This is a genomic window from Variovorax sp. SPNA7, assembly GCF_033807855.1.
In the GTDB taxonomy this organism is placed as follows: Bacteria; Pseudomonadota; Gammaproteobacteria; order Burkholderiales; family Burkholderiaceae_C; genus Variovorax; species Variovorax beijingensis.
Window position 1 is genome coordinate 1463425 of record NZ_CP138513.1, and the last position, 13133, is coordinate 1476557.

Annotated in this window: 7 protein-coding genes; 3 read left to right on the top strand and 4 right to left on the bottom strand. The window is 68.6% G+C overall.

From position 1 onward, the window contains the following. Nucleotides 1–19 precede the first annotated feature (19 nt). The gene (locus tag RZE77_RS06690; protein ID WP_319441202.1) at nt 20–6061 is read right to left on the bottom strand and encodes an alpha-2-macroglobulin family protein; all 6042 of its coding nucleotides are present in this window, start codon (nt 6059–6061) and stop codon (nt 20–22) included. A gap of 151 nt (nt 6062–6212) precedes the next feature. On the opposite strand from RZE77_RS06690, the gene opgC reads away from it, so the two are divergent. Then, complete coding sequence (gene opgC / locus RZE77_RS06695; RefSeq protein ID WP_319441203.1) at nt 6213–7355, top strand: OpgC domain-containing protein; 1143 nt, start codon at nt 6213–6215, stop codon at nt 7353–7355. A 19-nt stretch (nt 7356–7374) separates the two neighbouring features. Here opgC and RZE77_RS06700 read toward each other — a convergent pair whose 3' ends face one another. Next, nucleotides 7375–8148 carry an SGNH/GDSL hydrolase family protein gene (locus RZE77_RS06700; RefSeq protein ID WP_319442315.1) on the bottom strand — a complete coding sequence of 258 codons (774 nt, stop codon included), beginning with the start codon at nt 8146–8148 and terminating at the stop codon, nt 7375–7377. Between the two features lie 202 nt (nt 8149–8350). Between RZE77_RS06700 and RZE77_RS06705 the strand changes: the two genes are divergently transcribed. Beyond that, complete coding sequence (locus RZE77_RS06705; protein WP_319441204.1) at nt 8351–8887, top strand: hypothetical protein; 537 nt, start codon at nt 8351–8353, stop codon at nt 8885–8887. Nucleotides 8888–8904: 17 nt separating this feature from the next. Further along, nucleotides 8905–10206: a tetratricopeptide repeat protein gene (locus RZE77_RS06710; RefSeq protein ID WP_319441205.1), complete on the top strand. Its 1302-nt coding sequence runs from the start codon at nt 8905–8907 to the stop codon at nt 10204–10206. Nucleotides 10207–10219: 13 nt separating this feature from the next. Here the strand turns inward: RZE77_RS06710 and RZE77_RS06715 are convergent, their stop codons facing one another. Together RZE77_RS06715 and argH are read right to left on the bottom strand one after the other, a co-directional pair. After that, nucleotides 10220–11698, bottom strand: a complete 1479-nt coding sequence (locus tag RZE77_RS06715) for a rhomboid family intramembrane serine protease (RefSeq protein WP_319441206.1) — start codon at nt 11696–11698, stop codon at nt 10220–10222. Nucleotides 11699–11713: 15 nt separating this feature from the next. Further along, a complete protein-coding gene (gene argH / locus RZE77_RS06720) occupies nt 11714–13111 on the bottom strand; it encodes an argininosuccinate lyase (RefSeq protein WP_319430571.1) in 1398 nt (465 codons plus the stop codon). Nucleotides 13112–13133: the final 22 nt, after the last annotated feature.

Below are 13133 nucleotides of genomic sequence, written 5' to 3' on the forward strand. Positions count from 1 at the left end.
GGCCCCGCCACTTCTTTTCTTACTTCGCCGCCTCCACCTTCACGCGCGCATTCGGCGTCTCGCCGAACATCTCCGGCGCGTACATCGCCTCGACGCGGCTCGGCGGCAGCGCGAAGTCGCCCACGTTGTTGAGGCGCACGGTGTATTCGATCTTCACGACGCCCTTGGGCAGGTACTCGTAGTAGCTGCGGAAGGCCTCGAAGCTGCGTTCCTCGAAGGCCAGCCAGCCGGCGCCCGACTTGCGCTCGCCCTGCGTGGCGATCTGCGAGTCGCGGCCGAGGCCCGTGCCCAGGATGGTGGCGCCGCCCGGGATCGGATCGCTCACCACGACCCAGGTCATGTCGGTGCTGGCGTTCACCTCGACGGTCACGCGCAGCACGTCGCCGCGGGTGTACTTGCCCGCGGTGGCCTGCTCGACCGGGGTGATGGTCTTCTTGATGGCATAGCCGGCGGCGAACGGCGCCTTCAATTGCACCGCGGCAATCGACTGCATCGTGAGCCAGGGCTTGCCGCTGCCCTGCTGCGTGACCAGCAGCGTGTCGCGCACCGGTGCGCCGGCAGGCGAGGCGGCCCAGGGCAGGAACATGGTGTTGTTCTTGAGGTTGCCCGGCGACGCGGGCGCGCCGAAGAAGGTGCTCTGGTTGGGCGCGCCGGCCGCGTCGGTGGTCTTCACGCGCTCGACGCTGCGCCAGTCGACCTGCGCCTTCACGGCACCGAGCGTGGCGGCCGTGATGCCGGCCACCGGCGTGCTCTCGAACACCTTCGAGAATTTCTCGAGCGCGAGCCCGCCCCACAGGTTGGCGGTGGTGGTGTGCCAGGCGCCGTTCTGCTGGCGGCCGATGAAGCCGTTGGCGAGTTTGCCGATGTCGTCCTTCCAGGCCGGGTCGTCCATCACGCTGAGCAGCAGGCGCGCGGTGTTGACGTCGCCGTTGGTCATGAGCCACCACCAGTAGTCGTCCTGCTCGGTGCTGAAGACCAGCCTGGTGCCCTGGTAGGAGAGGCGCGCCTTGAGCACGTTGTTGGCTTCATCGAGCCGCTGCTGGCGCTGCGGCACGTCCTGCACGCGCTTCAGGATGTTGAGCCAGTCGATCACCGCGCTGGTGGGCCACTGGTTGGGCGCGATGGTGATGCTGCCGAGCATGCTGCCCTTGGCCGTGCCGTAGCGCGACAGGGCCTCGAGCGCGGCGAGCTTGCGCACGTCCAGGTCCTTGCGCGGGCTCCAGAACTCGCGCTGGATGCGGCCCTCGACAAAGGCGATGAGGCCCGACTCCATCGGCGCGCGCGCCGCGTCGGGCAGCGCGAAGGCGGGGTTCAGCGCCGCCGCCTCGTGCGTGGCCGCCAAGAGGTACGAGGTGAGGATGTCGCTGCCGCGGTTCGATTCGCCGTCCCGCGGCGGAAAGTAGCTGGCCAGGCCGTCGCTGTCGAGGTAGGTCGGCAGCTGGGCCAGCACGCCCTGCCACATCTTCGCGTCGCGCAGGCCGACCGACTTGCTGGTCTTCTGTTCGAGGCAGCTGAACGGGTAGTTGGCGAACCAGTCGCGCACGCCCGGCAGGCCCTCGGCCAGCCTGGGTTGCAGAGACAGCTTCAGGCCGCCGCGGCCGGGCAGGGCGTCGGCGGGCGGTGCCACGTCGATGGTGAAGGGCCCGTCGAGCTGCACCAGCGTGGCCTGCTGCACCGTGAGCGGCACCGAGGGCACGATGCGCTGGCGCACCTTGAGCGCATCGCGGGCGCCGCCGAGGGTGTCTTTCGCCTCGATCTCCCACAGGATGGCTTCGGCGCGCGTCTGCGCGAGCTGCGCGGGCGCTGTCACGGTCCACGCGACTTCGCGCGCTTCGCCGGCCGGGATGTCCACCGTCTGCGGCTCGAGCGTGAGCAGCGTGGCGCGCGGCGCAGCTTCCACCTTCATCGGCTTTTGCGTGGTGTTGCGCAGCGTGACCTGGGCGCGGAACTGGTCGTCCTCGCGCACCAGCGGCGGCAGGCCGCTGATGATCTGCAGGTCCTGCGTGGCCTGGATGCTGGCCTGGCCGGTGCCGAACAGGCTGGTGCCCGCATCGGCCACCGCCACGATCTTGAAAGTGGTCAATGCATCGTTGAGCGGCACCGTCACCACGGCCTGGCCGTTGGCGTCGAGCACCACCTTCGGGTTCCACAGCAGGAGGGTGTCGAGCAGCTCGCGCGTCTGGCCCTTGCCGCCGCCGCCGCCCGCGGGCACGGCCTTGCGCCCGTAGTGGCGCCGGCCGACGATTTCCATCTGCGCGGTGGAGGTGGAAACGCCCCAGCTGCGCCGCTGCAGCATCGCGTTGAGCAGGTTCCAGCTGTCGTTGGGCATCAGCTCCAGCAGCGCCTGGTCGACCGCGGCCAGGGCCACTTCGGCGCCCGCCGCGGGCTTGCCGTCGGGCAGCTTGGCGGAGATGGTGATCTGCGCCTTGCTGCGCACCGGGTAGCTGGGCTTGTCGCTGGTGACGGTCACGTCGATCTGGTGCGCGCGCGTGCCGACGCGGATCTCGGCCATGCCGAGGCGGTAGGCGGGCTTGCTGAGGTCGACCATCGCGGTGGGCGCGACGTATTCCTTGCCTTCGTACCAGAAGGCGGTCCACCACTCGCGCGGCGCCTTGAAGCCCCAGGTGAAGAAGCTGTACCACGGCACCTCGCGCAGGCGGCCGCGCAGCGCGAGCACGCTCACGTAGGCGTTCGGCCCCCACTCGGGCCTGACCTGCAGGCTCACGGTCGGGTCCTTGCCGTCGAGCTTCACCACGTGGGTCTCGATGATGCCTTCGCGTTCCACCGACACCAGCGCGGTGGCAAAGCGGAAGGGGCTCCTCACCTGGAACTTGGCAAGCTCGCCGGGCTGGTAGCTCTTCTTCTCGGGCAGCACGTCGATGCGGTCGTTGTCCTCGCCGCCGAACCAGAGTTCGCCCTGCTTGGTCACGTACACCGAACTGGCGGCGCGGCTGTCGCGGCCTTCGCTGTCGGTGGCGCTGGCCACCAGTTCGACCTCGCCGGCCTCCTTGAGCTCGGACTCACACAGCAGCAGGCCGCGCGCATCGCTCTTGCCGCTGCAGACGGTGCCGATGTCCTTGGTCTCGGTCTTGTTGTCGTAGGTGTAGAAGCCGCCCACCATGCGCTTGCGGCTGGTGGTGGTGATGCGCGCCACGGCGCGCACGTTGAGCGTGACGCCGGCCTGCGGCTTGCCCGAGAGGTCGAGCGCGAGCGCCTGGTACTTGAGCTTCTGGCTGGTCGAGACCCAGCCTTCGGTCTTGATGCCGGCGATCACCGAGGCGGGCCACAGCGTCTGCGTGCTGCGGATGGTCTGCACCTCGCCGTTCGGATCGGCATAGGTGGCCTCGAGCAGCAGTTCGCGCGCGGCCTTGACCTTGGGCACCTTGTCGATCGTGACCTTGCCGGCGCCGTCCTTGTTGAGCGTGAGCGGCAGCTTGTCGGCGATCACGCGGGTGTCGCTGGCGCTGTTGATGTCTTCCTCGCCGCCCGCGGTGTCGGCGGCCGGCGCGGCGGGCGCCTGCGAGCCTTCGGGCTGCACGCGCGGCGGGCTGAAGCTGAAGGCCTCGTGGTCGGAAAAACTCAGGCTCTTGCCGCGCACCATGGCCGACACGCGCACCGGCAGGTTGGCGGCGCCGCCGCCGGCCACGTAGTTGATCTGCACTTCGGCCGGCACCGAGGCCACGCTCACCAGCGGCTTCTTGTCGGTGGGCGCGATGCGGCCTTCGAGCACGGGAAGGCGGAATTCCTCGACGCGGAACTGGCCGGTGGAGAAGCTGCGGTTGTAGCCGTCGTCGCCTTCGCCTCCGCTTTCTTCGCCTTCGGAGCCGCCGCTGTTGGCGTCCTTGCCCTTGCCGCTGCGCAGCATCACTTCGTACAGGCCGAGCTTGGCGGCCGGTGGAATGGCGAAGGTGTTTTCCGCGCTGAGGCCGCCGGTCGGCGTCTTGCGCCAGGCCAGCGGCTGCGTGAAGCGCTGGCCGCTGCCGGTGTGGGTGACGACCAGCGTGTCGGGCCGGTTCTCGGGCAGGCCGAAGCCCTTGCTGGTCTGGGTGCGGATCAGGTGCTTCATCGACACCGTTTCGCCGGCGCGCAGCAGGGTGCGGTCGAAGATGGTGTGGGCCACGCGGTCGGGCTCGGGCTGCAGGCTGGTGGGCACGTTGAAGCGCCAGGGCTCGATGCCGCGCTGCCAGTCGCTCCAGGTGAAGGCGAGGTCTTCCACGCCCTTGTCGTCCTTGGCGCGCGCGCTGACGAACCATGCGCCCGTGTTGTATTCGTCCGGGCCGTTGCAGCTGGGCGCCTCGGGCGCGATGCCGGTGAGGTGCACGATGCCGTTGGCATCGGTGGTGCCCGATGCGACGGCGGCGCCGCGGCAGTCGGACACGCGCACTTCGGCATTCGGTACCACCTTGCCCTTGTCGAGCGTGGTGACCCAGGCCATCGAGTTCTCGCGGCCGAGCTTGAAGTGCACCGCCAGGTTGGTGGCCAGCGCGGTGGTGCGCACGTACATCGTGCGGCTGGCGCCGTAGCGCTCGTCGAGCAGCGCGCCGCCGAGCTTTTGCGACGCGATCTCGAGCACGTGGAAGCCCGGCGTCAGCGGAATGCCGATGACCTCGAAGGGCCGCGGATCGCCGCTCTCGGCCTTGGGCATGTCGAGCGCCTTCACGCCCGGCTGGCCCGCCAGGAGCGACAGCATGCGGCTTTGCACGCGGCTGCGCTCGCTGTTTTCGATGACGGCGGGCAGCGCGCCCTTGATGTCCTTGCGCGCCTGTTCGCGGCTCACGGTGTAGTCGTCGTAGCGGCGCACCTTGCGGAACCACGCGATGATCTCGGCGTCGGTCTTCGGGCTCATGTCGCTGACCTTGCCGGGCGTCAGCGCCTGCACCATCAGCGCAGGTTCCACGCGCCGCACGGTCACCGGCATCATGGCCGGCGTGCCGGGTTCGGCCAGCCGCTCGACCACGCCGAAGGGCGAGGCCGCGAACTTGGCCAGCGGCGGCATCGCGCCGGTGGCCACCTTCAGCGGAAAGCTGCCGGGCGAGGCCAGCGGCCGGGCCGAGGCGTCCTCGAACCTGGCGGGCAGCTCGATGGTGAACTGGGTGTCTTCGGCGAACGGCGGGCCGAAGCTCGCGGCGCTGACCACGTCGTCTTCGCTCGGCGTGCCGCCATCGTTCTCGAGCGTGGCAGCGATCGACTTGCCGCCGCCCTTGAGCTGGATCTGCCCAGCCATCTTGCGCGTGACCGGCGCATTGAACTGCAGCTGCATCGGCCGCAGCGGCAGGCAGGCGGCCTGTGCGTTCTCGCGCTCGCAGCTGAAAGACACCGCGAAGGGCTCGCGCACCTGGAAGCTCAGGCGGCGCTCCACGTTGTTGGCCACGCCTGAAGGCGTGGCCACGCCCTTGCCGTAGACGATCTGCACCTTGCTGCCCGGCGTGAGCGTGCGGTTGCATTGCAGCGCAATGAAGCGCAGCGGATCCTTGGCGGCTTCCTTCTCGCGGCCGAAGGCCTTCAGGAGCCCGGTGCGCTGCTCGCCTTCGAGCAGCCGCACGGGAATGCGCTCGCCAATGCCGTCGGCCGCGCACCAGACGTTCTGGCGCACGCTCTCCACGGTGGCCGCGCCATTGAGCTCGAGCACGAACATCTGCTGCTCGTCGATTCGGCCATAGCTGCCCGGCATGAAGTTGCGCACGAACGGCCCGCCGCTATTGAATTGGTAGCGCTCCGGCCCGGTCAGCTCCCCGCCCGAGGCGGGCTTGAAGCCGGCAACCCGCGTGACGGTGCAGCGCACGCCGGGCGGCAGGTCGTTCTCGAAATCCCAGACCCAGGCCTTCGCATCCGTCCAGCGGCCGGTGCCCTTGCCGGCCTGCGCGTCGGTGCAGCTCACGGCGAGCGGCGCGGGCGCCTTGGGATCGCCGAAGTTGACCGCGGGCTGGTCGAACTTGGCGACCACCTGGCGCACGCGCGCCACTTCGCCCTGCGGCGTCAGGCTGGTGATCTGGAGGGCGAGGGCAGGGCCGGCGAGCAGAGCGCTGCCGGCCAGAAGCAGCGCTGGAATGGTTCTTTTCAATTTTTTCTCCACCTGGAAGCAGCGCGCAGCGTAGCCGATTTGAATGGCGCTCCGGCAGTGCCAGGAGTCATATGCCTCGGCCGCTCTTCATACAATCGGCACTGTCGTGCGTGCGCCGCGCGGACCGCCACCAAGACCTCGCCGCCGACCGATGAAACGCTACTGGGAAATAGACGCCTTGCGCGGGCTGATGCTCGTGCTGATGACCGTCACCCATCTGCCCACCCGCCTGACCGACCCGCTGGGCCAGCCTTTTGGCTTCGTCTCGGCCGCCGAAGGCTTCGTGCTGCTGTCGGCCTTCGTGGCCGGGCTGGTCTACAGCCGCATCGGCTACGTGCGCGGCGTCGACCCGATGCGCCAGGCCTTCTGGCGGCGCGTGCTCAAGGTGTACCTGTGCCAGGCGGCGATCCTGCTGTTCCTGTTCACCGTGATTGCCGCGCTCGGGCTGCACATCGACCAGCCCGCGGTGAAGAACCTGATGTCCTACTACCTGGCCGAGCCGCGCGATGGCTTTCTCTTCGGGCTGCTGCTGATCTACGAGCCCGCGCTGCTCGACATCCTGCCGATGTACATCTTCTTCATGCTGATGAGCCCCTGGGTGCTGGCCTTTGCCATGCGCCACGGCTGGACGCTGGTGATGGCCGCCAGCGTCGCCCTGTGGGCGCTCGCGCAATTCGGTTTGAGCGAATGGATCTACGGGCTGGCGGTGCATTACCTCGGGCTGCCGGTTCCGTTCCACGAAATGGGCGCCTTCAACAGCTACGCCTGGCAGTTCCTGTGGTTTGCGGGCCTGTGCCTCGGCGCCGGCCGCAACCTGCCCGATGCGCGGCCGCTGCGCTTTCCGGCCTGGCTCTGGATGCCTGCGCTGGCCATTGCGCTCTACGGCTTCTGGTGGCGCCACCACGGCATCAACGGCCAGGCGCCGTTCGGCGGCGACGTGGAACTGAACCTGCTGTTCGACAAGTGGCAGCTCGGGCCGCTGCGCCTCGTGAACCTGGTGGCGCTGGGCGTCCTGGCGGTGCGCTTCGGGCCCGGGCTCATGCGCAGGATTCCGCGCCTGCACTGGCTCGAGGCGATGGGCGCGGCCTCGCTGCCGGTGTTCTGCGCGCACCTGGTGGCGGTGCTGCTGGTGCTGGCCTTCTACGGCGACAGCCAGACCGTCCGGCCCTGGTGGGGCGACGGCCTGCTGCTGCTCACGGTGTTCGCGGGCATGTACGCGGTGGCGCGCTTCACGCGCGGTGCCGACCTGCCGCCGCCGGCGGAAGATGTGCCGGCGGAGACCGTGCGGGCCTGAGCCCGGCCGGGAGCGCAGCTCAGGGCAGGGCTGCCGCCGGCGCCGCGACCGGCGCCGCCCCTGGCAGGCGGCTGGCGATGACCGACTGCCAGAGCCGGTAGCCCTCGTCGGTCATGTGCAGCCGGTCGCTCCTGAACAGCTCCGGCCGCGGCCGGCCGTCGGCGCCGAGCATGGGCGTGAAGACGTCGATGTATTCGCTGTCGGGCAGCCGGTTGAGGTAGGCCGAGATCACGTTGTTGGTTTCGCGGATCTGCGGCATCAGGTGCTCGCGCGAGGGGCTCGGCTTGATCGAGATGAAGCTGATGCGCGTGTTCGGCAGCTCGGCGCGCACCGCGTTGGCAAAGCGCGCAAAGCTCTCGAGCACCTGCAGCGGCGTGCGGCCCTCGGCCAGGTCGTTGTCGCCGGCGTACACCAGCACCTGCCGCGGCTTGTAGCGCACCACCAGGTCGCGCGCGAACAGGCTGCAGTCGGCCAGGGTCGAGCCGCCGAAGCCGCGGTTGACGACGCCGGGCACCTGGCGGAAATCCTGTCCCAGGTTCTTCCACATGCGTACCGTGGAGCTGCCCACGAACACCACGCCGCCGGGCGCCGGGAACTGCTGCTGGTCGGCCCGGAAGAAGGCGGCCAGCTCGTTGTGCCAGCGCGCCTTGGCCGCGAGGTATTCGGAGGACGAGGCGGCGGCATCGGCCGCCGTGCTGTCCAGCGACTCGTAGGGCAGCACGGCGTTGTGATTCTGGGCCAGCGAGGCGAGTGCGGTTGTCAGCAGCAGCGCGGCGGCCAGCGCGGTTTTCATCGAAGGCATCGGAAGGCGGAACGCTGATCGGATCGTATCCGCGGATTGTGGGGCATGAAGCGGCCGGGCCCGGATGCGGCTGCGGCTGCGGCTGCGGTTGCGCCACGCCATCCGGCCCCGCCCGAAGCCCCTCAAGAAACATTCCGCAACGTATACTGCCCCGCAAAATCGGAGCGGGGCGCACAGGCGTGCGGGCGGGGAAATGAAGCAAATAGCGATCGTCGTCGCGCTCTGCGTGGGCGCGTGGTACTTTTTCATCGGCGGGCGCAAGCTCGACGAGGCCATGGTGCGCAAGTACTACGAGAAAGAGGCGCACGCCATCTACTCGCGTGACGCGGAGAAGCTGTGCAAGCAGCTCAGCAAGAAGGCCGTGATCCAGAGCAAGACGATCATGATGGGCCGCACGCAGGAGAGCACCAGCGACCGCGAGCAGGCCTGCGAAGGCATCCGCAAGTCTTTCAAGATGTTCGAGTCGGTGGGCGAGCGCATGGGCGGCATCCTCACCATCGAATACGAGTACCACATCGACAGCATCGAAGTGGCGAGCGACCGCAAGAGCGCCACCGTCGAAGGCACCAGCGTGCTGAAGATGGGCGAGGCGGCCATGCAGTTCAAGAGCAGCTTCACCCAGCGGCTGGAGCGCGAACTGGGCCAGATGCGGCTCGTGCGCGGCGACGACGTCACGGTGGTGCGCCTGGGCGGGCGCGGCGCCATGAGCCAGAGCGACTTCTTCAAGTAGCCGCAGGCGCTGCCATCATGCTCATCAACGACTCGCTGCCGCCCCCGCCGCCTTTCTGGCACCGCCTCAACAGCTTCTTCGCGTTTCCGTTCCAGCTGCGGCCGCTCATGTACGGCCTGGTGCTCGCCTTCTGCAGCCTGCTGTTCGAGGCCATTCCTTTCCTGCATCCCGGCCTTTCGCTGATCGTGATCGAACTGGGCATCGTGCTGGCGGCCAGCCGCTACGGCTTCAAGGTCACGGCGCTCGGTTCGCGCGGCATCTGGCGCTCGGCCGATTTTCCGCGCGAGCTGAATGAAGACTGGGTCAACCTGCCGTGGAAGCTGTTTGCCATATCGGTGGTGCAGGGCGCGCTGATCGGCTGGCTCGCCTGGTACGAACCGGTGCTGGGCACCGTCGCGGTGTTCGTGGTGTCGTTCACCTTTCCGGCCGCGATGATCGTGCTGGTGCAGTCGGGCAGCTTCTTCCAGGCCATGAACCCCGGCCACGTGATGGATGCGATGCGCATCATCGGCTGGCCCTATGCGCTGCTGTGCTTCTTCCTGTTCCTGCTGAGCGCGGGCGCGCAGATTGCCATCGGCATGCTGCTGCCGATGATCGACGGCCTCATCGTGCTGCCGATCGCCAATTTCGCGTTCATCTACTTCGGCTGGGTGATGTCGAGCCTGCTGGGCTACGTGATGTACCAGCACCACGACGCCTTCGGCATCGACCTTTTGCCCGGCGGCGGCGTGGACGACGGCGCGCCGGTGGACCGCCGCACGCCCGAGCAGATCGCAGCGCAGCGCACCGATGCCGAAGTGGCGCAGCTGATCACCGACGGCGACGTGGCCGGCGCGCTGGGCATCGCCTACGAAGCGCAGCGCGTGGCACTGGCCGACGACCTGGCTGCGCAGCGCCGCTACCACCGCGTGCTGCTGCTCGCGCCCGAGAAGGCGTCCACGCTGCTCGACCATGCGCGCCGCTTCATTCCGCTGCTGCTGCGGCGCGACCTCGCGTCCGAGGCGCTCAAGGTCTTCAAGGCCTGCCGCGAAAAGGACAAGACCTTCGCGCTCGATGACGCCCCCACGGTCATGACGCTGGCCAAGGCCGAATGGCGCAATGGCGATGCGCATGCGGCGCTCGCGCTGCTGTCGGGTTTCGACCGGCGCTTTCGCGGCCATGCGGCCATTCCGCAGGCCTACGAACTGGCAGCCCGGGTGCTGGTGCAGGGGCTCGGCCGCGCCGACATGGCGCAGCCGATCCTGACGACGCTCGAATCGCGTTTTCCGGACAGCGAGCAGACGCAGGAAGTGCGCTGGCTGCTACGGCCCACGGCCTGATCTTCAGCCGCGGTCAGGCGCGCTCGAGGGCGCGCGTCACCATGTCGTTGGGCGCAATCCGCAGCAGGTGCGGCAGCCAGCCGACGGCCATGTCGCGCTCGCCGGCATGCAGCAGGCCATTGGCGCAGACCGACAGCGTGTCGGCCAGCTCCGGATGGTCGGGCGCGGTCTTCAGCAGCACGCGGCACAGCTTGTCGGCATCCTGGAACTGGCGCACGCGCGTGAAGCGTCGCGCCAGGCGGGCCATGTCGTCGGGCTTCAGGCGCGCGCCGGGCTTGGCCTGGTCGAGGTAGGTGGTGTAGCTGGCGTGCTGCAGGGCCAGGGTGTCGGGGTCGGTGGCGGGCAGGCGGAAGATGCGGCGCGCGGCCTGGTGGAAATCTTCGCCCGCGGGCTGCAGCCGCGCGGTGTTGAACCAGGCGCGCAGCGTGTCGGTGTCGCCGGGGCGCAATGCGGCGGCGGCGCGCCACTCGGCCGTGGCCGCTTCGAACTTCATGGCGGCGCCCAGCCGGCGCGCCGCGGCCACGTGGCGCTCGAACTCGCCGTCGTCGCCCGATTGCTCCGATGCGACGGCTTCCGGCGTCTTCACGCGGTGCAGTGCCATGGCGCCGGCCATCAGCGCGGCGCCCGTCAAGAGGCCGCCCAGGTGCGCCATGTAGGCGATGCCCTGGCCGCCTACCGCGTGCTGGAGCAGCTCGTTGGCGATCCAGGCCGGCAGCAGCAGCAGGGCCGGTGCCGTGACGTAGTTGAAATAGAAGAAGAGCTGGTAGAAGAACCGGATGCGCCGCAGCCGGTACATCACCGCGTACATGCCCATCAGCGCCGAGATGGCACCCGAGGCGCCCACGCCGTAGTTGATCTGGTTGGCATAGGCCCAGCCGGCCAGCGCGGAGGCGCCGACTGCGCCCAGCAGGTAGAAGGCCAGGTAGGTGCCGCGCCCCAGTGCCAGCTCGACCGAGAAGCCGAACAGGAAGAGGAACAGCATGTTGCCCAGCAGGTGGCCGGTGCTGCCGTGCAGGAAGGCTGCGGTGACCCAGGTCCAGGGCTTGGACGCGGCGCCGTTGGCGTAGTCCTGCGCCCAGCGCTTGGTGAAGGGCGCCGGCCGCATCGCCTCGTACTGCTGGCGGTCGCGCTTCCATTCGGCGTAGCGCGGGTTCGCGGGCGTGACGACCTCGTCGGCCTGCAGCTTCTGCAGGAACTTCCTGTCGTTCTGCAGGCCGTCCAGCAACTGCGGATGGGCTTCCTCGTGCGGCAGCATGCGTCGCGCCTGCTTGCCGCGCCTGGGGTCGGTCTTTTCGAGCCACTCCACGAAGGGCGGCAGCTCCAGCTCGGGCAGCACGCTGTTCACGTAGTAGTGGGCCGCGCGTTCCTCCGCCTTTTCCTCGCTGCGCTGCGGTCCCCAGAACACGATCATGTTCACGAGGATCAGCAGCACCGTCATCCACGGTGGATTGCGCCAGCTCGGTTTGTTCTCGAGCGGGATGGCGTAGAACAAGCGGGGCCTTGGGCGTCAGGCCAGCCGGGCCCGGTGGCGCGCGATCTGCGCCCTGACCTGCGCCGGCGCGGTGCCGCCGAGGATGTTGCGCGCATTGAGCGAGCCGCGCAGGCTCAGCACGTCGTACACGTCCTTCTCGATGTTCGGGTTGAACTGCTGCAGCACGGCCAGCGGCAGCTCCGCGAGGTCGACCTTGTGCGAGGTGGCGGCCTTCACCGCATGGGCCACGGTTTCGTGCGCGTCGCGGAAGGGCAGGCCCTTCTTCACGAGGTAGTCGGCCAGGTCGGTGGCGGTGGCGTAGCCGCGCAGCGCGGCGGCTTCCATGGCCTCGGGCTTCACGGTGATGCCGCCGATCATCTCGGCGAAGATGCGCAGCGTGTCCTTGAGCGTGTCGACGGTGTCGAACAGCGGCTCCTTGTCTTCCTGGTTGTCCTTGTTGTAGGCCAGCGGCTGGCCCTTCATCAGGGTGATGAGCGCCATCAGGTGGCCGACCACGCGGCCGGTCTTGCCGCGGGCCAGTTCGGGCACGTCGGGGTTCTTCTTCTGCGGCATGATCGAAGAGCCGGTCGTGAAGCGGTCGGCAATCTGGATGAAGCCGAAGTTCTGGCTCATCCAGAGAATGAGTTCCTCGCTCATGCGGCTGATGTGCACCATGCACAGGCTGGCGGCGGCGGTGAATTCGATCGCAAAGTCGCGGTCGCTCACGGCGTCCAGGCTGTTCTGGCACACGCCGTCCATGTTCAGGGTCTTGGCGACCAGCTCGCGGTCGAGCGGGTAGCTGGTGCCGGCCAGCGCGGCGGCGCCCAGCGGCAGGCGGTTGACGCGCTTGCGCACGTCCTGCAGGCGCTCGGCATCGCGGCTGAACATTTCCACGTAGGCCAGCATGTGGTGGCCGAAGCTCACCGGCTGCGCCACCTGCAGGTGCGTGAAGCCGGGCAGGATGACCTCGACGTTCTTCTCGGCGATGTCCACCAGCGACAGCTGCAGCGCCACCAGCAGCTCGGCGATCAGGTCGATCTCGCCGCGCAGCCACAGGCGCACGTCGGTGGCGACCTGGTCGTTGCGGCTGCGGCCGGTATGCAGGCGCTTGCCGGCGTCGCCCACCAGCTGGGTCAGCCGGGCCTCGATGTTCAGGTGCACGTCTTCCAGGTCGAGCTTCCACTCGAAGGCGCCCGATTCGATTTCGGCGCGGATCTGCGCCATGCCGCGCTCGATCTCGGCATGGTCCTGCTTGCCGATGATTCCCTGCGCGGCCAGCATGCCGGCGTGCGCCAGGGAGCCCTCGATGTCGGCCTGCCACAGGCGCTTGTCGAAGAAGACGCTCGCGGTGTAGCGCTTCACGAGGTCGCTCATGGGTTCGGAGAACAGGGCCGACCAGGCTTCGGATTTCTTGTCGAGTTGGTTTTGGGTCATGGGAGCCGTGGTAGAGGCAATA

Excerpts from the sequence above, each read along its gene's own strand:
- RZE77_RS06700 (WP_319442315.1), bottom strand. The coding sequence starts at position 8,148 with ATGAAAACCGCGCTGGCCGCCGCGCTGCTGCTGACAACCGCACTCGCC.
- RZE77_RS06705 (WP_319441204.1), top strand. The coding sequence starts at position 8,351 with ATGAAGCAAATAGCGATCGTCGTCGCGCTCTGCGTGGGCGCGTGGTAC.
- RZE77_RS06710 (WP_319441205.1), top strand. The coding sequence starts at position 8,905 with ATGCTCATCAACGACTCGCTGCCGCCCCCGCCGCCTTTCTGGCACCGC.
- opgC (WP_319441203.1), top strand. The coding sequence starts at position 6,213 with ATGAAACGCTACTGGGAAATAGACGCCTTGCGCGGGCTGATGCTCGTG.
- argH (WP_319430571.1), bottom strand. The coding sequence starts at position 13,111 with ATGACCCAAAACCAACTCGACAAGAAATCCGAAGCCTGGTCGGCCCTG.